This is a genomic window from Leptolyngbya sp. AN10, from assembly GCF_050565645.1.
In the GTDB taxonomy this organism is placed as follows: Bacteria; Cyanobacteriota; Cyanobacteriia; order Leptolyngbyales; family Leptolyngbyaceae; genus Leptolyngbya.
On sequence record NZ_JBNXVP010000018.1, the window covers coordinates 124,413 to 145,974 of the forward strand.

General features: G+C 43.0%; 19 protein-coding genes. 7 read left to right on the top strand and 12 right to left on the bottom strand.

Annotated features, from left to right (window positions below; translation table 11 throughout):
* The first annotated feature begins 200 nt into the window (after positions 1–200).
* On the top strand, positions 201–1,250 hold the full coding sequence (locus tag ACQ4M5_RS24230; RefSeq protein ID WP_430678260.1) for a GIY-YIG nuclease family protein: 1,050 nt from the start codon (positions 201–203) through the stop codon (positions 1,248–1,250).
* 92 nt (positions 1,251–1,342) lie between these two features.
* Positions 1,343–2,974, top strand: coding sequence for a hypothetical protein (locus ACQ4M5_RS24235; RefSeq protein WP_430678261.1), 1,632 nt, complete (start codon positions 1,343–1,345; stop codon positions 2,972–2,974).
* Between the two features lie 86 nt (positions 2,975–3,060).
* On the opposite strand, the gene ACQ4M5_RS24240 is transcribed toward ACQ4M5_RS24235, so the two are convergent.
* Together ACQ4M5_RS24240 and ACQ4M5_RS24245 are read right to left on the bottom strand one after the other, a co-directional pair.
* The gene (locus tag ACQ4M5_RS24240; protein ID WP_430678262.1) at positions 3,061–3,918 is read right to left on the bottom strand and encodes a GIY-YIG nuclease family protein; all 858 of its coding nucleotides are present in this window, start codon (positions 3,916–3,918) and stop codon (positions 3,061–3,063) included.
* Positions 3,919–3,932: 14 nt separating this feature from the next.
* Positions 3,933–4,373 carry a hypothetical protein gene (locus ACQ4M5_RS24245; RefSeq protein ID WP_430678263.1) on the bottom strand — a complete coding sequence of 147 codons (441 nt, stop codon included), beginning with the start codon at positions 4,371–4,373 and terminating at the stop codon, positions 3,933–3,935.
* Between the two features lie 98 nt (positions 4,374–4,471).
* Here ACQ4M5_RS24245 and ACQ4M5_RS24250 point away from each other — a divergent pair, with 98 nt between their 5' ends.
* Both ACQ4M5_RS24250 and ACQ4M5_RS24255 read left to right on the top strand, forming a co-directional pair.
* Positions 4,472–4,975 carry a hypothetical protein gene (locus tag ACQ4M5_RS24250; RefSeq protein WP_430678264.1) on the top strand — a complete coding sequence of 168 codons (504 nt, stop codon included), beginning with the start codon at positions 4,472–4,474 and terminating at the stop codon, positions 4,973–4,975.
* A gap of 10 nt (positions 4,976–4,985) precedes the next feature.
* Complete coding sequence (locus tag ACQ4M5_RS24255) at positions 4,986–5,441, top strand: hypothetical protein (RefSeq protein ID WP_430678265.1); 456 nt, start codon at positions 4,986–4,988, stop codon at positions 5,439–5,441.
* Between the two features lie 297 nt (positions 5,442–5,738).
* On the opposite strand, the gene ACQ4M5_RS24260 is transcribed toward ACQ4M5_RS24255, so the two are convergent.
* Complete coding sequence (locus ACQ4M5_RS24260; RefSeq protein WP_430678266.1) at positions 5,739–6,401, bottom strand: hypothetical protein; 663 nt, start codon at positions 6,399–6,401, stop codon at positions 5,739–5,741.
* Positions 6,402–7,115: 714 nt separating this feature from the next.
* On the opposite strand from ACQ4M5_RS24260, the gene ACQ4M5_RS24265 reads away from it, so the two are divergent.
* Entirely contained in the window at positions 7,116–11,129 is a 4,014-nt protein-coding gene (locus ACQ4M5_RS24265) for an NB-ARC domain-containing protein (protein ID WP_430678267.1), read from the top strand.
* Between the two features lie 175 nt (positions 11,130–11,304).
* On the opposite strand, the gene ACQ4M5_RS24270 is transcribed toward ACQ4M5_RS24265, so the two are convergent.
* Positions 11,305–12,003, bottom strand: coding sequence for a GIY-YIG nuclease family protein (locus tag ACQ4M5_RS24270; RefSeq protein WP_430678268.1), 699 nt, complete (start codon positions 12,001–12,003; stop codon positions 11,305–11,307).
* 609 nt (positions 12,004–12,612) lie between these two features.
* Here ACQ4M5_RS24270 and ACQ4M5_RS24275 point away from each other — a divergent pair.
* Positions 12,613–13,110 carry a hypothetical protein gene (locus ACQ4M5_RS24275; protein WP_430678269.1) on the top strand — a complete coding sequence of 166 codons (498 nt, stop codon included), beginning with the start codon at positions 12,613–12,615 and terminating at the stop codon, positions 13,108–13,110.
* A 190-nt stretch (positions 13,111–13,300) separates the two neighbouring features.
* Here the strand turns inward: ACQ4M5_RS24275 and ACQ4M5_RS24280 are convergent, their stop codons facing one another.
* The 8 genes from ACQ4M5_RS24280 to ACQ4M5_RS24315 all read right to left on the bottom strand — a co-directional run bounded on the left by ACQ4M5_RS24280 (position 13,301) and on the right by ACQ4M5_RS24315 (position 20,800).
* On the bottom strand, positions 13,301–13,834 hold the full coding sequence (locus ACQ4M5_RS24280; protein ID WP_430678270.1) for a hypothetical protein: 534 nt from the start codon (positions 13,832–13,834) through the stop codon (positions 13,301–13,303).
* Positions 13,812–14,279 (bottom strand): hypothetical protein, encoded by a 468-nt coding sequence (locus ACQ4M5_RS24285; RefSeq protein WP_430678271.1) that lies wholly within the window; start codon positions 14,277–14,279, stop codon positions 13,812–13,814. The genes ACQ4M5_RS24280 and ACQ4M5_RS24285 overlap by 23 nt, the downstream gene beginning before the upstream one ends.
* Positions 14,251–14,721, bottom strand: coding sequence for a hypothetical protein (locus ACQ4M5_RS24290; RefSeq protein ID WP_430678272.1), 471 nt, complete (start codon positions 14,719–14,721; stop codon positions 14,251–14,253). Before ACQ4M5_RS24290 ends, ACQ4M5_RS24285 begins: the two co-directional genes overlap by 29 nt.
* Positions 14,722–14,730: 9 nt before the next feature.
* Complete coding sequence (locus ACQ4M5_RS24295) at positions 14,731–15,240, bottom strand: hypothetical protein (RefSeq protein ID WP_430678273.1); 510 nt, start codon at positions 15,238–15,240, stop codon at positions 14,731–14,733.
* 6 nt (positions 15,241–15,246) lie between these two features.
* Positions 15,247–15,483 (bottom strand): hypothetical protein, encoded by a 237-nt coding sequence (locus tag ACQ4M5_RS24300; protein ID WP_430678274.1) that lies wholly within the window; start codon positions 15,481–15,483, stop codon positions 15,247–15,249.
* A 691-nt stretch (positions 15,484–16,174) separates the two neighbouring features.
* Positions 16,175–20,083 (bottom strand): hypothetical protein, encoded by a 3,909-nt coding sequence (locus ACQ4M5_RS24305; RefSeq protein ID WP_430678275.1) that lies wholly within the window; start codon positions 20,081–20,083, stop codon positions 16,175–16,177.
* Positions 20,084–20,155: 72 nt separating this feature from the next.
* Positions 20,156–20,395 (bottom strand): hypothetical protein, encoded by a 240-nt coding sequence (locus ACQ4M5_RS24310; RefSeq protein WP_430678276.1) that lies wholly within the window; start codon positions 20,393–20,395, stop codon positions 20,156–20,158.
* A gap of 171 nt (positions 20,396–20,566) precedes the next feature.
* Positions 20,567–20,800 (bottom strand): hypothetical protein, encoded by a 234-nt coding sequence (locus ACQ4M5_RS24315; RefSeq protein ID WP_430678277.1) that lies wholly within the window; start codon positions 20,798–20,800, stop codon positions 20,567–20,569.
* A 243-nt stretch (positions 20,801–21,043) separates the two neighbouring features.
* Here ACQ4M5_RS24315 and ACQ4M5_RS24320 point away from each other — a divergent pair, with 243 nt between their 5' ends.
* The gene (locus ACQ4M5_RS24320) at positions 21,044–21,427 is read left to right on the top strand and encodes a hypothetical protein (RefSeq protein WP_430678278.1); all 384 of its coding nucleotides are present in this window, start codon (positions 21,044–21,046) and stop codon (positions 21,425–21,427) included.
* The last annotated feature ends 135 nt before the right edge of the window (positions 21,428–21,562 follow it).

Here is a 21,562-nt window from a genome sequence, read left to right on the forward strand (position 1 = left end):
AGCTTTCCTCCTGTTATCAATGGATAGCACGATCGTATTGGCATCTTTTAATAGCTTCAAGTCCTAATTTTCTAGTACTTGAACTTTTACCTAAAGTATGGTAGGAAGTCACTCGCTTAAAATAAGTAATTTCTCGGAAGTGTCTTTGTACTGAAAATAATCGATACAATTTTATTGAGTAGAGTTTTATGCTGTGAAAAATGTCAGGGAAAGTTTACCTATTACAAGAATTGGGTTTAGATGGCGTTCCAACAGGGTTATATAAAATCGGTAGAACTACAGCCGAAGTTGAAGCTCGGAAAGGTCAATATCGAGCGGGAAACGCGAGAGTTTTGAACACTTTAGGTCACATTGTTGTCTCAGATTCCCAAGCTGTAGAAACTGCTTTGCATAGATTTTTCGCTGAGTATCGCATAAATAACCCTGGTGCTGGCGATGAATGGTTTTACTTTGGGAATGTCGATCTCGATTGGGTATTCAGTGTGTTTGACCAATACGAGGAAGCAGAACCCGTCAGAGAACCAGAACCCGCGTATTCAAATTACTCAAGCTATTCATCGCCATCCTACAGTTATTCAGATGATTTTCCTTGGGGCTGGATTCTAGGTATCGGTGCTGCGGTTCTATTCTGTTTTGGAGCGATCGCCACTGGAGGAAGATCGATGCAAAGTCGAGCAGGCGAAGATCGTAAAGTAACTCAAACAGAAATCTCACGGTATGCACTAGCAGGACGAACGATCAATGCCGGGGGCAATTCATCAGACATCGCCAAGCACTTCCAAGCGATCGCTAATGCGACCCAAGTGAGTTGCATTAAAAACTTTGCCATCGAAATGCGGGAGAAGGCAGAATCGCGTCTCGATATGCGAAAAGAAATTTGGGAAGTTCGCCAAAAATACTTGAATGGTCGATGTGAGCCGATCAAAGTCTTAGATAACCTATCGGGATATTCGCCGCGAAAACCACAAGAATCAGTGGCAGGATCTCCTAGAAGTCAGCCAATTGCACCATCAAAATCTTCTAGAAGTCAATCGAAGGCACAGGCGAAAACAGCGATCGTGCAAAGCAATCGTCCGAGGACAAAGGCTGCATTTTTACGTCAAACCCCAAATGGAGAATTATTGGGGAGAGTGTTGAATGGAACGAAGGTTGAAGTTTTAGAAGTAGGCAATGGTTGGACGAAGGTACGCGCCAAATTGTACGAAGGCGGTGAAGCGACCGGATGGGTCTATTCCGAATTTGTCAACTGATCCTATTCAGGACAAGGGTAGAGTGTCTAGGAAAGTGCAAACCAGTCGGGAATTTGAGATTTGTTGCATCCTATGAATAGAGGCAGTAATTTATGGATGATTTTTTAGCTGAAGAGTGGGAAATTTGGCACTCATATTCGACATATTTCAAAACTCACATCGAAGGGTTGGAAAAAATAGCGAAACTGCTAATTGATCTAGAAATTGCAGATTGCTCAATAATGTCAGACGGCAAAACATTTTGTCGAACTGGTGATGGAGTCGCAGTTGGAAAAACTGAACTCAAGCTATCTGGAGATGCTAAAAAAGCTACGATTGATTTTCAATCCAACGATTCAGGAACAGCGAGTTTTACTCCGTATGCTAGAGAAACATGGTTAATCGGTTCTCAATTTCTATATGGGGAGGCACGTCAATTTTCATCAGGTAAGGAGCTACCTCCTGTACATTTAAGGGCTTTCTTGAAACCTATTGAGTTGATAAAAGAGGATGAGAGAATTAGTGGGCTTTATCCTATTGTGATTCTCTATCAAAGTGGGGTCATAATCATTGAATTCCGTATGTTTTCTCCAGATAATTCAATAGAACTTACTGATTTCATTGATAACTATGTCAACATACATCAGTGCGATTATGACTATGCAATGGTTCCGACTGCTCTAGGTACTTTGGCTCCAGAAGCATATCAAATTTATTCAAACCCCAAAAGTAACTTTCTTTGGAGAATACGTTTTCTAGGGAATAAGAAAAGGTATGAAGAGGTTTTCAAAAAGGTATCTGACAAAGTAGACTTTGGCGACTTTGAATTTGAGATGGTTCCTCTTTTGAATACAGAGGACAAGGAAACAATTACTTCTGTGGCGCAAACGCTTTTCGGTGTTATGGGTTTTCTCATTAGTAGACCTGTCTCAAATTTCGATTTTTTATTGAGGGGAGTTCGAGATCTACCTGAATTGGGTAATTACTGGATTGGTAGACCGAACATTCATTTAATTCGACATAGTAATCAACTGGATGATGCTTCTAGTAACGGGGATCTGCATAAAGAGTCTTTTGGGCGAATACTAGCTCGTGTTCCAGGAAATTTTGGAGAATTCGCAGATGTTGTACCTATTGACTCTAGGAGATTCAGCGATTTTTCTGCTTACATTACATCGGCAGTAACACTTTGGGTTTGGTCGAAGAAAGGATTGGAGAGCCAACAGGAATGGATGGATGTTAATAGAGGAAATCTAGTATATGAGCGTCAAGTTCAGGTTGAACTACTTGAGTATGGCTATATACTCCATAAAAGCTTAGTCGAAAAGTCAAGCGAACTTAAAAACTATCCAGATGTATTAGCTACTAGGCGCGATCTTATCAAATTGAAATCAATAATGCTCGAAGCAACACCTTATGGAGAAGTCAGAGATTTACTTAGTAAAGGGTGGGAAGAGATGAATTTGGCAGCAGTACAAAGCCAAATTTCTGATAATCTGTCGATATTGGAGAGCGAAATCAAATTTTTTGAATCCAAACAGGGCGATAACTTCAGGCTCTTTTTAACAATATTTGGTTTAATTGCATCAGCAGCTTTCGCAAAATCCGTAGTTAGCCCCCTGTGGAAAGCTCTTCATTTTTGGTTGCCGTTGAACGAAAACTGGGCAGAACTCTTTCTGGTTTGCATCTCAGCAATATTGGTAATCAGTTTTGTGCTTGCTCTGAGACGCTTTGTTTATCGTTAATGTGATGTCTATCAGGGGTTCTCAAATTTTACGATCGGCTTGGAAGTGCGATCACTGCGAATGGCAAGATGACTCAAATTGACCGCTCAGGGCATCTTTAGTGGCTTCAGCCGATATTTAATGTGATTAAGGTATGCAGCGTCCTTAAGCGTCTTCTTGCCATCGATAACGAAAGAATACTCTTCTTCCATCGGCGCTGAATCTAAAACGCTCAGATCGCGCAATACTTGCATCTCAACGTCAAATAGCTCGATCGTCTTAATAGACTGTTCGTAAACGTTCAGATTCTCTTCGAGATAACGAATGACTTCTGACGCTTCAACGAACTCGATCATGTAGCCACTGCCGCTATAGACCGGAATCGTTTTCGGAAGATAACTTTCTTCGCTCCGACCACAATAGGTTCTGTGGTTTACCCAAGCCTTTCTGATTTGGATGGATTTCTTTCGTGTTGAGTTTGCTAAAACCTCAAAATCATTGCAGTGTATCAGCACAACGATGTGACGGATGCCGTCTTCGTCATGGAACTCCCCTGCGGGGATGGCTCGGATGAGCGGAAACAGCAAGGTTTTGTGGTTGAAGACTTTGAGCAATCGTTTCAGTTCACGATCGACAACTGACTGCTTTGTATTCTTAGGTAGGTAAGTTTTGACCTTGCAGCCGTTCAATTCTGGGGAGAACTGCTCGATGTAATAGCGCTCCTGAGTGTCTAGCTGATCGAGAGGGCAGGACTTCCAATAAATATGATGATTCAACTTACGGTCCGATCGTATGAGTTGCGAATATCGATGATGAGTTTTGCCCACCCAGCGAGTTCGCAAATTTGCTGCTTGACCGACATACCACACCAAGTCATTGATGTCGGCAACGACATATATTCCTGAACACGATGGAAGTCTCGATCGTTCTTTTAGAGGTAGATGCTGCCAAGTTTTCCACTCCATGTCGATGTGATCGTTTATCGAGTGTAGAACAAGTCAATCTCAAATTTCTGACCTGCCACGCTACATGGAAAACCATCAACTGCACGATCAATGTACCAAATAGTTTTTGTTGCTCTACCCCCATCAAGCAACTCCATCCGACCGATGCAACGTTCTTTGCCACTGACATCAACAAATTCATAGCTGGCACTATCACCACCCTGAAGATTCTCGGTGCAGTTTGCAGGGTACAGCAGTCCTGTCACACCACCTCTTACCGTGTAACGACCATGCGGCTTCTGAGTTGAACAAGTTGATCGATTCAACACATACTGCCAATCAATTCTCATGTGTTTGCTGGCACTGACTAATGTTGCTTCAGCAGGAACAGCCGTTGTTAACACGATAGGAGTCAATGTCGCAAACGACAGCGAAGCAAGCAAAAATCGAGAGAGTTTCGGAGTCATAGATTTCATCGTTGAAAGTGCTAATTTCTAGTGTTCCCACTGAAAAACTCTGTGATCTCAAATGTGAGCGGGGGAATTCTTGAAGCATTCTTCACCCGTGTTATCACATGAAAACGTGGCAATCTTTTCTCGCTCTTGGCATTGCAACTTCAGCAGTTTGCACGATCGCTAACCCGCTTCAAGCATCGACGGCACTTCCCATGACTCTTTCTACAAGTGAAGGCTACTACACGATGAGGGTTCCAGACACCAACACAACAAAATCTGCTTATGGCGGACGTTTGCGCGTCTATGATGTCCATGTAGCCAAGATGTTTGAAGTGACGCATCGTGTATGTGCAACAGGTCGTCTTTCTGGGGGTGCAAATTGGACTTATTTTGCTGGCAGTGGTGCGATCAACATGGGCAATTTCTACATCAGTTGTGCCTTAGCAAATGACATTGCTACTGCCTATGGACTTGGAAACCCCGAACGCACCACGATCCTTCACTTCGCAGGAGAAGAACCCGAAGGTGATCCTCGCACTGAAGGCGTTCCCATTCTAAACATCACCGGAGGTAAAATTGATCGCTGGATGACTTTTAGCCGCAACTTCAAGCCCAGTAGATAGTAACAACAACATGAAGAGAACAATATCAATTGGATTCATTGTTGCAGCATTATCAATTGCAAACACGACTGGGGCGATCGCTTTGCCAGTTCCTAATCAAAATGGCGACTACACCAGCACAAGACGAGGAGCAGGTCATCAACACTGGCAAGTAGTTGACCCCGACCCAGCAGGGCTAAATTGCCGAATGGCAAAACGGTATCAAGGAATCGCTCTTGATGCCGTGAATGTACCTGATGAACTGATGTCGCGAGACTACACTTTCAATGTCAGCAATTGGGAAGTAATTCATCGATTTCGCCCCGGTGAAAGACTATGGGCAATCACCGGACACATGACGATTCAGCATATTCAGTTCGACGATCGAGGCAAGCCGTGGTTGGGAGTTCGAGTTCCGCATAGAGGAGGAGATGTCATAATCGATTGCTTCGTTCGCGCCAACCATCGTTTTGTTCGTCCAATCTGATAGAACGTGGTTTGGCATGGGTACATTACTCCTGTGGTCAATAAGTGGCTACTAACGCTTGTCCGCGCGTCAGACGGAATGCCTGAACGAATTTGGGCAATTTAATGCTCTCCAAAATTGAATATGGGGTCGCCCCTCTACTCCTATCACTTGCATTCAGTTTTCACACTGATCAGCAATTGCAAGAGAAAGTGAATGTCAATGTGAACATCACTGTACCGATCGTACTGCCAGCAAGTGATAGGAGGAAGAAGGAATAAAGCGCGACGAACGGAATCGGTAGCACGAACCTTAGTGCTACCGATTCCGTTCATTGTTTTTCGGTTTGCCTTTCTTATTTTCCTTCTTCGGGGACGAGGGTTTTACTTTCTTTTTCGGGGGAGCAGGTTTTTTTCTGACTTTAACGACTCCAGACTGTGATTCGGTCTGTTCTTCTGCTTGATCATTTTTTGGTTTCCAACCGATGATCATTGCTTTCGTATAGCTATCGACTTCGTAAAAATCTCTGTAAGTATTTCTAAGTTCTTCAACAGAAATTCCCATATTAAATGCAACGGTGGCTTCATCTGGAAGAAAACGCATCTGTCGAATTACCCCAACTAAAATTGCCATTCTCAGCCGCAAGGGATTTTGAAAACCATTCGACTTTTGCTCACGTTGCTGCTGACTGTACTCACGCCAGCAATGATGAACTTGCCAAGGATGTCCTAATTGATCAAATAGAACTGCGTCACCATAGCCGTTTGTGTGATAGTAAACTAGGGCATTACACCAGCGACAACGAGTGCGTTTAGTTTCTGCTTTTCTCAATTCATCAGTAAGTCTTGCGTGGAGATTAGACTGATAAGAAAACGATAGAGGAATTGATGACAAGTTGACGAAGCCGCGATATCTGCTGCTGCCTGCATTTCCGCCCCAACCACAATTGCAGCTTGACGGATGATTCCATGCGTTACACATCACGTATGTTTGAACTCTATGTATCGAAGATTCCCTGGTTTGATAGGGGCGATTTCTGCCTGATCAGTGGGATCTCCGAATAAAGCGAGATACGGAACCGAACAACCTTGAGGTGATGCTGGAACAATCAGGTAAATGGAAATTGCCACTGCTGATTAGCATCTGATGTTCACGGGTCGGTGTCCTGAGTATGAGACTTTGATTGAGCTTGGCGAACGATCGCTACGAATTGGCGCGGCAAAAGCGCACCATGACTTCAATCGTTAATCGTGGATTTGGTAGCGCAATTGACATTTTCATATTGTTTACCACGATCGTCTCCACTCGAATATTCAAAGTGCATTTCGTATGACTGATCTGGGTTCTGCTTCGTAGTAAACATGCACACGACGTTATGGAAAATTACGGAAATCCTATGTATAATCCCTTATTGAGACGCAATATGTGGAGCGCAAATTGATGTAGTGTGATAGATTTTAGTATTGAAGAAGCGTCAACTTTAATCCCAAAAACAGGGTTTAGCATGTCGCTGTGCAACTTGATTCCTAACAATTAGATTTTAGAGAATGAGAAGTCATGGAAAATTTGTCTGTATTTCAAGTTAACCAGTAATTTCTACGATTTATCGATTGGGCGTGATTGTACACAAAAAATCATGTCTCTCTAAAAATGCTTTGAACAGTCAAGACTTCTGAGATTACCCAGGTTCGATTTATGGATGCAGGTTTAGTTCAGATAATTGTTGCTCTCATCGGTGCAAGCAGTCCCATAATTTTGCAAATTCTCCAACAGGGCAAGCAGCAAACCTCAAACGCAACAACATCTCAGGCTTCAAGCACAGCAACACCTTCGGTTAACGAAGCTACTATTTCTGGAGCTTATGAATCACGAAGCTATCTAGATCTATCAATTATTCTTCTATATGCTACCTTCTTTAGCGCAATTCTTACAGATTCACTGCTGGTTTCAGGACGCATCCCGACACTTGGTATTTCAGTCATATTAGAAATCTTTGTTATTACTCTTTTTACTACATTATCTCTGCTCTTTGCCTGGTACTGGTGTAAAAGTGAAACTGCCATTGGTATTCTATCTGTGACAACCCTTATTGTTTTGCTCCTTTCGCCTGGTGGGTCAATAAGCACTGTAAAGCAGGGAGGAGAAGGGGAAGTCGGTTTATCTTTACTTCTTCCAGTTTTTGTACTAATTCTATTGGCAACTTCTTCAGCGATCTACCTTTTTGGAAATCCACTTTCTAAGAATACTTTGCCTCGAATGCGCCGTAAAGTAATCTTGCTACTGAGTGTACTTTTCGCTATTGGAACTTTAACTCTCGGTCAACAATTTGTCACTCAAGTTTCTGATAATCCTCTGTCACCCAAGAAGTTCACGGGAAGCGCTGAACAAGTAAAGCAATCTGAGGATGTTCTTTCTGCTATAAGAACAAAAAGTTTAGCAGAGCGCGGATTGTTGTATAGACTTGGTTCTGAAGTAGCACTATCCCAGTACTATTTAGAATCCTACTTTCAAGTTCTATCTTCATTTGACTTCAGTAATATAAATCGAATTACCAATCCAACAAAATCAAACAAATCCATAGGATTAGATAGTCAAGCTAGTAGAAATAATCAATCAAATCCTCAAAGTGCCACAAGTAATCAAAGTTCTAGAGAAGATAATTCAAGCAGCAGAAGAGTTGTTTCTTATACACAAGAGAGAGATCGAATTAATACATTAGAAGCCATTGCTGCCTATTTTAGAAGTAATCCGTCAAGTCAGCTTTCATATTTGGCTGACAGAATTCTTTGGATACATCCCTCAGTTACCGAAGGGAACAACCAACTAAATTTTCCATTACCAGGAACTAGCGCTAAAGATCGCTTTGCTTCGCTTTCTAATTATCGAATTTTCTACGCAATGTCAACGCAGCAAAACTTATTAGATAAATTCTTTAATCTTTTCACTTATGACAGTGAGATTGTCGATGCTTTTCGCAGACCGTCAAAAGACGAAAGAGATCGTCAAGTCCTACTTAGCGATCAATATAGAGACACATTTAGAGACGAATCTAAATTTAGTGAATTACCTAGAGACACCCTGTCTAAGTTATTTCCTGATCTACCTGCCCAATCGTATTACAAAAACCTTTTACTTCAACAATTAGCATTTCCAGAACCGGATGAACTATTTGTTGCATATTCGACTTACGCAGATTTAGCTCCATCCTTCGAGGTGAAACAAGTCCAGCAGGCTAAACGGAGATTTGATCGCCTAAGATCAGAAACTCAAAGAGCATTCATCAGTTATATTGCAAACACAAATTCTGGATTAGACAACTATGAAGTTTTTGCTGAGTTAGCAAAGAGGAGCAGTAAAAAAACATTTCCAGACTTGGGAAACTCCTTATCTTCGTCTTTAGAGCTTGCTAATCAAATTCAACAGAATAGCTTGACTGCATTAGATGAGAATGTCAGCACACCCGGAGTCAAAGAAGCAGCTAAGTTGATTAGCGAAATTTTCAAGAATGACCCGAATAGCAAACAAAAATTAGCTGAGATACTTCGAGGTGAAAAACCAGAGATTCGATTAAATAACTTATTCAAGCAAGAGGCGTTTGACTTTATAGTAGGAATCGATAGCGATTTAACCGATGAACAAAAGAAAACATTTCTTGCTCTACTCAGCGAACCTGTCATACCAGTCATCAGGCAGATAGTTAAGAATTTAGCTCCCTATAGAGACGCAGATTGGCTTTCAAAACAATTAGAATCTTTCATCGCACTCACGCCAAGTAATAGGGAAGCAATTCTCCATAATTTAGCGGTAGCTATTTATCGTGCCGAGGGAAATAATTCTTTAGATCCTATAAGCTTGCTTGTGTTTCAGGCTCAATCATTAAGTTACTGGTTAGCTTTCTTATGCTCAATAATTTTGATGTTACCTGTAGTCTCTGCTGCTATCTTGTCAGGCATTTTTTTGGGTCGAAAGCTGATTGAACGTGATCGTACAAGAGGTTTAATCATCGCGGAGAAAGCAAATGGCGGAGAATTTAGCGACGTTCACACACTGGGAATTCCAGTCGATATTCAAGCGCGTCCAAAACTTCTCGAAAGATTGCGAAAACTGAGTGAGCGGGGGTGGAGTACTATTGCAGTCGTAGGACGAAGAGGTGTCGGAAAGTCCAGAATTCTTTACGAGCTTTACAAGCCTACTCTTGAAGAAGAAAAAACGTTTGGTGTTAGTGTTTGGCTTTCTGCGCCAAGTCAATATGCAGAGAAAGATTTTATTGAGACTGCTTTAGAACAATTAGCTCTAAATACAGAGCAATCAGTAGCGAGATTTTTAGGGGCAGAACCGTTCTCAGTTAGAAGATTGGAGGCTTTGCTGACTAGATCAGGACTGCTCTTATTTGCGATTGTAACTCTTGCTCTTACATCTTTGTTACTGACTATCTATCTACGTCTTCAGCGACCAGAAGTAATAATAACCTGGTTTCCTATATTATTAGTCTTCGTTGCTAGTGTTGCTTGCTTTATCAGACATACAACTCGTTTACAACCAGTAAATCTTGCTCCCTGGCTCGAAAGCGACCGTATGTACAGTCCCCACACGGTCTTGCTGTATCGTCGTGTGCAAGAAGCATTCAGATATATCCGCTATCAGAAATTCGCAGCTAAAGTTGGGTCTGACTCCATACTTTCTAAAATAGTAGCGGGAAACATTGCTGGAATAGTAATAGGAGTGTGTATTCTATTTGCAGTTTCATTTATTGTCTCCGCATCAGTTTATTCGCCAACAGGCATAATAGGTGTGTTTCTCCTCTTGACTAGCTTATCTTTCATCATCGTAAGCTTTTATAGGCTAAGTGGAAAGAAGCAAAACATCGAGCGTGGTGAAAGCTTAATGTCTCTGATTTCTGAATATCGGAGTTTTGCTACCGCAGTTGTCTATCGACTAAACCAGGGTGCTTTAGGTAACACGGGCAAAAATGTCATGGTGTGTATCGACGAGCTTGATAAAATTGTCGAGCTAGATGAACTAAAAGTCTTTCTAAGAAGAATGAAGGCTATATTTGAGGTTCCGGGTGTTTATTACTATCTATCACTCTCAGAAGATGCCTTAAAGTCTTTATACCTCGGATCTGCGGAAGGAAAGAATGAAATAGATAGCTCTTTAGATCACATTGTTCGTGTACCTCCTCTATCCTGGGATGAGAGCGAAAAGCTGGCTGAAGCGTATCTAGAGCGTCGCCAAGTGCTGAATCTAGAACCCAAAGTTCTAGAAGTGCTGATAACTATTTCCTTTGGTGTTCCTCGCGATATTCTAAGACGCTTGGACGAATTCTTAGCGAAAGAGGATTCATCTGGGTCTTCTCCTAACCAATTAATTGCTGAAGTAAGAAGAGATCAGGTAGAAATAGCTAGTGAAGCATATCAATGGTCAAGAAGTTTTTCTGAAGCGCTTCTTGATGAAGCAATGCAATCGGCAGTATTTGCAAGAAAAACTATAGGAGAAATGCTGAAAAGCGAATCACCGAAATTTAGAGATTTTCGAGCAATTGCTTTGATTTGGATCTTGTGCTGTGTAGAAGTTTCTAACGGATTAGAAGATAGTAAAAGTCAAGCTTTCCTAAAAGCATTACATGATTTAGGGTACAGGCTTACTCTAATGCCACTTCCAGATTTGCTGGATGAAATAGATATTCTGAGTAGTACTTTCTTGCCCTAATTACATTGATTATTCCAGCACATCAGTCATTTCAACCGGGTTTTTCTCCATAGTGGCTGTATAGACAGCGCGACCAATCGGAAAAATCGATGTCTTTAGCGACATCGACTCATCATCAGATTCACAGCGATCACTAGAATTCGGTGAATGACTCAAAAATGGCATCATGTGACTTCTAAACTTCAGCATCGATGAACAATCCCGCAAACAAGCGTTCTCGCGTTTGTCTTTCCAAGTGAGATTTTTCTCGTTGGACTTGTTCATCGATCAACTGCTTCTTGTAGTCGATCGCTGCATTTCTAGCATCTGCAAGCATTGTGAACGCTGATTCAGTTTGTTCGGCATCAATGAGCATTCCCACTTCACACAAAGAACTTAAACAAGCAATGTATTGATCACGCGGAAACAATAATTGGTAACGTTTAACTTCGCGAATCTTGCCATCAATGAATGCAGAATAGGCATCAGCGCGTTCAGGACGGTTTTCGTCATGGCTTTCGCCTAAAGCTTTAACAACTCGCTTGATTGCAGCTTTAAGGTCTTCAACGTCCCGTTCAGCTTGCGTCATAATCGCTCCTGTCAAACGTGCTGGATGATATTTAATCAAATTGCTATCAACCCATTTATCGCAACTGTTAAAAGGAGGAGCGATCGCTTCAATAAACTGTTTCTCGTAGGCTTTGATCTGCTCGACTGAGGCATCCACAAGAATGCGGAAATATAACTTTGAGAAACGTTTTATAAAGGCTGGGTTGCGGCGTTTGTCGTGTGTTTGCCAACGTCCACGAATCCCGTAAGTTCCTGCTCCTAAGCCGATATACAAAATTTCATCTTTTGCATTGACAGCAAAGTAAACTCCCTTGTCTGTAGGCAAAGAACTTATGTCATCAGCATTCACATATCCAAATTTGATCAACACTCACTTGGCGACTCACTGTTAACAACTCATGAAATTGTCTAAGTAAAACTATATCAAGGGATTCTGCTTGAAGAAAGAGACAGATTTGAACGCTGATCTACTGTTTCACACTGATGTCGCAATTCTTACCTATTGAGAACGAGAGCGCTCGATCGGAAAACTTAAGACGGAAAAGAATTGAATCAAATGTACAATAGTCTAGAGCTTATTAAAGTGATTGGCTTGGGCAGTAGATTATCGATTTTTCGCAAATACGCAAGATGAATAATGCAGAGCATTTTGTACATCGTTAATCTTGCTTGTCATACACCAAATACTCCTTGTTCCATAGTGATTCAGACATATCATCTGAGTTACAAAAGAACCAAAAATTTCAGTATTCGGTTTCTGCAAAGACACTGACTTTAATTCCGATAAGCAGCGCAAGCTCTAAATTTTGTGCGCTGCAATAAACCAAATTTCAGGTAAATGAATACACAATTTTTCTAGAAGAAATTACGAAACCTTCATGTATAATTTCGTCAACTAGGACTACTATGCGATGGATACAACGAGATTGCCCCTATGAAAAGTTTGAGTGCATCGATCACAGTTTTGAGTTTTGTTGGAGTCAGTCAAGCGATCAATGCTTCTCATGTTTTGGCACAACAGAGCAATCGAACCCTGAGACAAGCGTGGTCTGATGCCAATGGTTTCGTTTCCTTTGACTGGCTACGGGCTGAAGATGGAGGAGAAATTTATTCGAGCGCTGTGTATGTTGAGTTGAATCGGAATACGCTGAAGATATACAACACTTACAAGCTCGATCCCTTTGGCAAGAATGCTAGATGTGGTGGATTGGGCTGTGACTTGGGGAAAGGGCAAGTCGTTGGAACCTTGAATTTTGAGTCACAAGGAAGTCAATTCATCGTTCAGAATGCTCAGGGTCAAGCCAGTTTTCTAAAGGGTGCTAGATGCAGAATTTCGGAAGGGTACGTGAAAGTTTTGGAATGCACATCAACTCAAAATCCAGCTTCTAGAGCAGGTATGTCCAGCAAGTTCAGATTCACACCAGGGACTTAAGAGAGGTGTGTTGGACTCGCTAAATAAATCCCTGAAAACGATACGGCTTTCGCGTCAATGGGAAGGCTAGAAGCACATTGATTGTTCAGCACCCGCCACTCCAGCGGGTCTTTTTCTCCAAAATGTCGGAAGACAGCTTGTTCAATTTTTACCGTGAATTTCACGTTTACAAGTGATCGCCACCACCTCGTTAATCGTTGAATATGATGCCGCTTCCTTCTGACGATCGACCTGGCTGATCACCGACTTCTCTTTCGTTTGCCATGCTGCTGAGATCTCTAAGGTTAGACCTGGCTTCGTGCATTGCATTAAGTTGACTGTATTTCAAGCCGCTGTAGGAGTTGCGGCTGTACTTGGCATAAAGCGCTTCTTGCTTTGCGAATTGGGCGTTGGCAAGAACTTGTGCGCCATGCTGTAGCCCCTGTTTGAATATTGCTTCTTGCTCCTCCTTTGACGCACCACGGGCGATCGCTTCTGTTTTCATGCGGTTGGCAGTGCCTACCACCATCTGCTGCTCGAACTCAAACTGTCTGAGTTCTTCAGCGGTCATCTGGGGCATTGAGCCTGTCTCTTTCAAGTAGACTTTGTTTTCGATGTCGGCTTGCATCATCTTGGCTTGTTCGAGGGCTAAGTCTGCTTCGGCTTTCTGAGCTTCGGCTTCGTCTACGGCTTGTTGGGCTTGCCGCCTGACTCGATCGCCGCTAAACATAGGTTCGGAATTCATCTTGTTTTTTGTTGATTAGTGCAAGTATTTTTTCGGGAAGTTGAACACACGCTTCCCATTCTTGGACGGTCTTGACTTCTGTTTTTTCGGTGTCTCCCCTAATTAAGATTCTTTTTAGAAATCCGCCGCAGTCTGATACTTGCCAAAACTCTTCGACTTCGGGAGTGAGTACCGGAATCGTGACGGATTCGTTGCAAGACAATTTAACAGCGATCGCTAAAGCTTTTCGATAGGCTTCATCGGTTTGAAGCGTGTGCAATAAGTGAGGATGAGTATCACTCAAGCGATCGATTCTGTCTTGATATGTGAGGATCGGGCGCGGCTCATCAGAATAGCGTTCGTATTCAATCTCGATCAAGAGAGGAAAACGTTCGATAATCTTGACGACGATCGAATTATCGATATCAAGTTCAAGATTAGAGTTCGTCGTCTTCGTCGTCGTCATCTTCTTCTCCAGTAGCACTATCGACACCGAAATTGATGCCAAGTGATCGCAAGGTGGCTAGGTCATCTGGGGTGAGACTAGAGGTTGCATCGGTGTCGTCGCTAACGACTGGTTCCGGATCGGGTTTTGGTGTTGGATTTTCAGCGATCGCTTTCAATGTCATCATCGGGCGCAAACTGCTCATGTACAAAACAGTCGCGTTTTCCAGCAGTGTTGATCTTTGGTGCATTAGATTAGCTAACACACTCGCATACTCCTGAATCGTCTTCGATGCTGATGAACTCTGGAGCAATCCTTTTATTCGATCGATTTCCGAATTCAACATCTCCACAGACGATAAGTTGTCCCTACATATATTTACTCCGGTTAGAAGGATTTCGAGGTGCAATGATTCGATCGTGGTGATCGCCTGTTGGATAGAGCCAGACTGTTGCTCGGTCATAGAAACACCTTAAACGTTAAAACCACGGGCACGTAGCTGACGGAATTGTTCGCGCTCGAATTCATTTTTTGCAATCCGATCGCCGATCGGAGCTTTGGGAACAGGTCGGTTTTTCATGTGAACATCCAGACGCGATAAACTTCTCCCCAAAGCAATATCAGACCGTTCAGCCAGTCCAAAGTAAGTCTTCACGATTTCAGGGTCGTGAATGTGCAATGCTGCCATCTCTATGCACCGATTTCTGAACGCTTCCCATGCCAGTGCAGTCACCCGCTCATTGTCTTCGGTTCCGGTTTGCTTTGTTAATGCTTCGATTACAGGTAACAGACGTTCAACGGTTTCGGGTGCGGGAACTTCACCTGCATTATCCAGAGCCGCAACAATCGTAGCCCCTGACCATAACGGATGTGAGGTTGGAGCAGGTCGATCTAAACCCGTCACCGTGGGGTTTGGTGTGGGATTTGCTTTGGAAATCTGACGTAGGTTCGTGGCGTTTTCTTTCGGTGACTGTTGACGCATTGACATTCACTCTCCAATGTGCTTTGTAACACCGATTGTAACATCCGCTTTCTTTCCTGGATCACCCGGATCAGGCGTTGCAATGGGTAAACGAGCAATGCACATCAAAGAGATTGTTTCGTTGATTCTAGAGGCGTTTTCGTGCGAGTAGCGAGATAATTCGGTTCGATCGTCGTGAAGTTGAGCGTGTTCGTAATGGAGAAAACAATTCCAACTTTTGCAAACCGTCCACCAAATGTCCACATTTATAATCCTTACCACGTAAGCATTTGAGGTTGTTTTTGACCGCTTTTTTGACGAAAATAAAAAGTGGACAAATGATCATGTGGACAGTCCGCACGTTTTCTCAGGCGTAGCAAGGGTTTGAGTGCTGTTGAAAAATGTGGACGTGTCCACATTGGGGGAGTGGTGTATACTTTTTATTTTTATCGTGTAGATTATTCCCCAAGCAAGAGAATAATGATATTTTCTACCATTTTCCATACGTGATTATCTTGATTTAATATATAAATTTTTATTATGTATTAATCATAATTCTGTACGTATGTAAATACCTAAAATACGAGATACAAAAATTTTTAACGCCCTACCCCCAATGTGGACGTGTCCACATTTTTAGATCGATATCAATGCCTTACTACCAGGGGATAAAGACGCGGACTGTCCACATGATCATCTGTCCACTTTTGAAAACAAGCAAAAACTGTGGACAAAACGACCTCAAATGCTTACGTGGTGAGGATTGTAAATGTGGACATTTTGTGGACGGTTTATATTAATCCACCCTGAATTTCGGGGAAATCACGTTCGTCGATATCCTTCGGCAAGCGTTCGATTCTGAGATTAACCGAGCTTATCGATAGACTACAAAAAGCCCGTCCTCCTCTGAGAACGGGCTAGAAACGGTGAGAAACAGTTTTTGGTACAGTTAGCGTTAACGGAGCTTATACCCTGTCAAACGCTTGATTTCAGCCTTTGTAGGCTTTTTCTGGACGGACAGCTTGCCATCGTCATCTACGTCTGCCGCAAACAGCTTTTTGAGTTCGTTAACGATCGTGACTTGCCAGCCTTTCAGTTCGGGATTTTCCTTCGTGAGATTTAGTTCTTTGCGTTTTGAACTGCGCCAAGTTCTTGTAATCTCTCCCAAGCTTTTTGGGATTGGTGTGAGTTCGGTTGCGATTCTGGCAACGGCTTCGCTTAAAAGTTCACTTTGTTCAGCGATTTCGTTATATTCCCGTTGCGTCTTGATCGTTTTGACTTTTTGTTCGATCGTCAAATCTTCCAGTGCTTCAAGTGCGACAACGGCGTAGTACGCAAACGTTCCTTGGACAAATTTGATCGCTTCGTCAACAAACACATCTTCTAGCTCAGTGTTCAAGGGTTCGATCTTTTCACCTGTTATTACTAATACCGTTTCTACAACGCAATCTTCGTCTTCAGTTTCTACCAGTTTGTTGAAAATTGTCCCCTTTTCCATCGCAGGTTGAATTACTTTTAGCCAGGTGTCATCATCACCGATCACGCCACGCTGATAAATTTCAACCAATCCCGAATTACCTTCTCCTTCGATTTGCCACTTCTCAACTTGCTTGCTACCAGGGAACGGATCAACGCGACGAACGTTCTCGATTTCGAGAAATTTACCCATTCCGAACCATCCATGATCGTCCAATGGATGATTGGAATCGAGATACTTTATTTCATCTTCAGTGAGTTCGAGAAATTCCGTCAGCAAAGTTTTCCAGTACAGTAGGGCATACTTCAACAACCAAGCCGTTCGCTGAAATGCGGGGGCACTGCTAAGAATCAACTGACGGGTTTTATCGGTGTCCATCAATCCTTTTAGCTTGCATCCAGTGAACCGTTCGATTTCTGGAATCGTTTCTTCGTTAAGCTTTCTGATCAGTGTGTTGATCTTCGCTTTTTGAACGGGTGTGACCGTGAATTCATCCTTGACATATTTGCGCTTCATGGAGGCGATGCCTTCGATCTGGTCGCCAAACCACAGTGCTGCCAGCATTAGATACTTGAAATTATCGCTGCTCGATTTGGTTTCCGCACTGTTAACACGATTACCCATCGGATAAAAGAAACGTGAAGCTGAACCATTTACAGCGTAATTTGTCAGATGATTGGGGTTGCTGCGTACAAACAGCATATCGATTACGTCTGCCGTGGTTGTCCAATACGCCACATTTGGAACGATATCAATCACTTCGATTTGTCCGTTAGCTTTCACACTGGCAGACTGAGATCCATCACGTCCTTCTCGCAAAATGTCAGATGTGATTGTGGCTTTGTTCGGATCATCTGCCGCTACATCTTTAGCGAAAACGCCTGCTTCATCGATCGCCCACGCTCTGTCGGTTCTGCGATAAATATTTACCGTGTAATCGATTCCAAGCGGTCGCAACATTTTCTCATTCTTTTCGGTGATCACGATTGCATCTCTAGTTCCCGCCCATGTTCCTTTCTTTCCGCCAAACTGAAATCTGAACGTGCGATCCTGAATGTCCCAAACGTTCGCATTTCTATTTTTGTTGAAGAAATTCCTATACTGTTCGAGCGATACTGTTCCGTATTCTTTCAAGCTCGGAACCGGAGTGTAGTTGCTTGGTGGTTTTAGCTTGCCATTTTCCCCCGTCACATTTTGCAAAAACAACACATAGCTGTATGGGATAGACTTACCGAGAACTGTGACTGTGGCTGAAAGATTTGTTGCAGGCTTCGCACTGATATTTTTTCCTGCTCCTTTCGCGCCAATCATCTTGCCGTAGATGTTAACAACGAATCCCGCGCATGATTGTTTATTCCACACGGGAGCAGTCGCCACACTCACACCGACAGTCATTTGTCCGGTCACACCCCAGAAATCACTACCTAGCATTTCCGCTAGAAATTCCCTTACATACTGGGGAAAAATCGCAACGGATTCGACGCAAGCCGTTCTGATGAATTCTTCCTCACGTCGCTGACGTGCCGCATTTTCTTCGGTGTCGATCGTCGTTGGTTCTGCTGCATCATTCAATCCAAGCAATTCATCGATATCTAAGTCGTCGGTAGCAAAAGGTTTTTTTGTTTTTTCACTGTCTTCACTGACATCAGCTTTATTAGCCAGTGTGAGTAAACCAATTGCTGCTGTAATCGCCCTTTCCCGAACACACCGAATTGGTGTGTACAACTCTGTAATATTGTCGAGATAGAAACTTGGTTCCAATGTAATTTCGGGGAATGTTCTTGCAAGTTCAGTCAGAACCGTCCAGATTTCAAACCGGAAATAGTCAGTTCCAGAAATCGTGTTTTCATCGATCGTGATATTGCATTCGCTCGGTTTTTTCTTTTTCACGAAGCGATCGACCAATTGTGTCCATTCGCTGCTATCCAAATCAATCGTTCTAGCAGACACTAGCCAGTCAGAGCGGTATTCGTTGATCGCCACTTCCGCAATCTGATGAGCTTCGTCAGTGTCGATGGCATCCGCCAATAGTTCTAGCAGTTGCTTGGAGGATGAATATACAAATGCTTCTCGACAATTGGCTTCGTCTAGTCTTTTCCCATAACACTCACGCATTGTGCCGGGAATGAAAGCCCCCATATAAACATGGTCTTTGACCCATTCCGTGTCTTGGACGATTGCATCATCCAATAGTCGGATATAGTTTTCGACTTCTTCAGCCGAATACACCACACCGAACTCTTCCAGCATTGTTACTGCCCAAGCAAGATCGGTAAACAACCGCCATTCGGTGTGTCGTCGGGTTCCTTTGGGTAGCGAATAGTTTTTGGGGTCGGTTTTAGTCCAGTCGGTTTCGTTATGATACCGACGATTTCCGAGAGCAATTTCACGCGATTCTGGTGAGAGTAATGGTGCAATAGAGATTGGTGTTTTTTCTTTTGCCAACACTCGGATCGCGTTGACAAGTTTCTTGTATTCGTTCGATTCCACCAGGTTATCAATCGCGATCCGACCTTCAGACTGATCGCTTTGTTTTTGCTGTGTCCAGCCATTTGCCGTCAAGCAAGCTGTCAGTTCTTCAAAGTCTGTTACAGTCAGTTCTACCAGCACTTCAGGAAAAATCACTTGATACTGTGAACCGCTTTTGTGTTCACCCCAAAAGTTCTGAGATGCACCATCGTTAAGCGAAATTTCAATTTTCGGAATCGTTGTGGTTTCTTGTTCTTCCTCTGGTAACAACTGATATGTCAGCTTAGATTTTGAAGTTAGTGTTTGCAAGTATTCCTTCAGTTCTTCGCTTTGACGAAAGCTGACTGCCAAGCGATTACGATTACCACGAGACACGATCGCTCCACCTGTTCTCCTTGTTATCCAGACGATCGCTGCTTCTGGTAAGTCAGTGTCGGAGAAGACCGCACAATCAAAGTCAAAGCTGATTGTTTTGCGCTCACGATGTTTGATGCAAGCACCGACAGGATTTTCGACTTCGTGATATAACCGCGTGATTCCGTCACTGGCAATTCGTCCGCTAGGATTATCCGACTTGTAACCATCAAGCGTGACAAACTTGGATTTCTTTTCTACTACCTCTACAAGCTCGTTTAAGCCCTTGATCGTAAGTTTTTGAGTATCGGGGTTGTAAGAATTACCGGGATACACCGGAAACACTGTATCAGAGCATCGTTTGGTAGGAAAGATAGAATCGGTTAAATCACTGTGTCTTTCTCCGAAAGCAATCAGTTCTCGTCCGGTGCTAACGATATCTTTCAGTTGTTGATGGAGGTCACAGAGCGGCTGAACCGTTCTGTTTGGGGTGGTTTCTTCGATCGCTTCGTTCTCTTCGTTACCAATCAGATCCAGATCTGTTGCACCGTTCGCGAGTTCCATGTTATTCTGTCCTTAAGTTTTGAAAAGTTTTTGATGCCGTAACTGTTCGTACCAGTTGCGGCGTTTTGCTATTTAGGCTTCACGCTTGCCGTAGTAGCGTTCGATCAGAATTTCGCGTACTAAAGCAGAAATGCCGATTCCTTTTTGACGTGCTTCTGATTCAAGGTTGAATTTTAGAGAAGTTCCAAGCCTGACGTTGATATCAACCGTAAGCTTTTCGTTGAGCGATCCTTGCGTTTGTACTATCTGACATTCACGCTCGACTGCACTGGCGATCGTTGCAAGTTCCGCCAAGTTCAAATAGTCCACCATTGTTCCTTCCCCGGTTTCTAGCTGGTAGGACGATTCTGCGGGGCATTATTTGTTCTAGTTCCAAATTGTTCTTGCGGTGTGCCGATCCGTTTCAGTACGCTTACTCGATTATTCTTCGCCTGCCAATATAGAACGAATTCTTAGATGATGATCCGTACTCGTCATGCAGCATTATTCGTTATCCGCTCCTTCTTTTTCCAACTCTTCCCAAATCCGCTTGAATCGCTCGTCTTCCTTGAGCATTCGAGCGACATATTCTTGCAATGCGGTTTCGAGTCCTTCGCGTGGTGACTCTTTTTGAAAATACCGTGCGATAGCTTCGCCACCAATCCATCCAAATCGGCTGATTCTCATTTGTTGATTGCGGGGAATTCGCATCGCTGTCCTATCTAATGTCAGTTCCATATCTCTCCAAAATTCTACATTTCTCCTTCAATATAGTGTGGATTTTAGACGAAATGTAGACGTATTGTAGATAATTATCTTTTTCAGTGTGATCAATCAGCGTTAGACATATCTTGTCATTTTGTCTACAAAACGTCTAAAAAGGGGCTATAGTAGTTACATGAGCGCTGAGGGTCACGCGACAGAAGCAACACCCCCGCTAACAGTCCATACAGACATCAACTAACAAAAGGAACTATCGCTATGTCAAACCGAGTCAGCCCCCAAACAGAAAAAGATGTTCTTTTCATCGTTCAAAACGTAGAGCCTATCGTTTCACTTCTTTACGATGATCATGCAAATGTCGATCCTGATGCTCTTGATGCTCTTGCTGGCAAGCTAGATGCAATTCTTCCCGAACTCAAAAACAGCACGACAAAGCTTGATCCTCAAGTGTCAACTGAAGAATGTGAAGCAGGTCTAGCTTATTTGCTGGATAGAGTCACGGCAGCGTTCGATCGAATCGAAGGTCAATACAACGAACTAAAGAGTGAGGGCAGCCGTGATCCTCTGACCGAGCTTGGTTTCGATTTCGATAGTCTTGCAAAGCTAACAATTCTTCGTGACGAAATCGAAAACAACCTCTAGTAGCTCAACCTACCGTGTATACACAAGTCGATTGTAAGCTGGATGCAGTGTGAGAGGAGGTCAGCCCAATGATGGACAATCCGATATTGATTCATGCTCAAGCGCTCAAGGGCGCGGCTTTTGGGGATAAGCGCC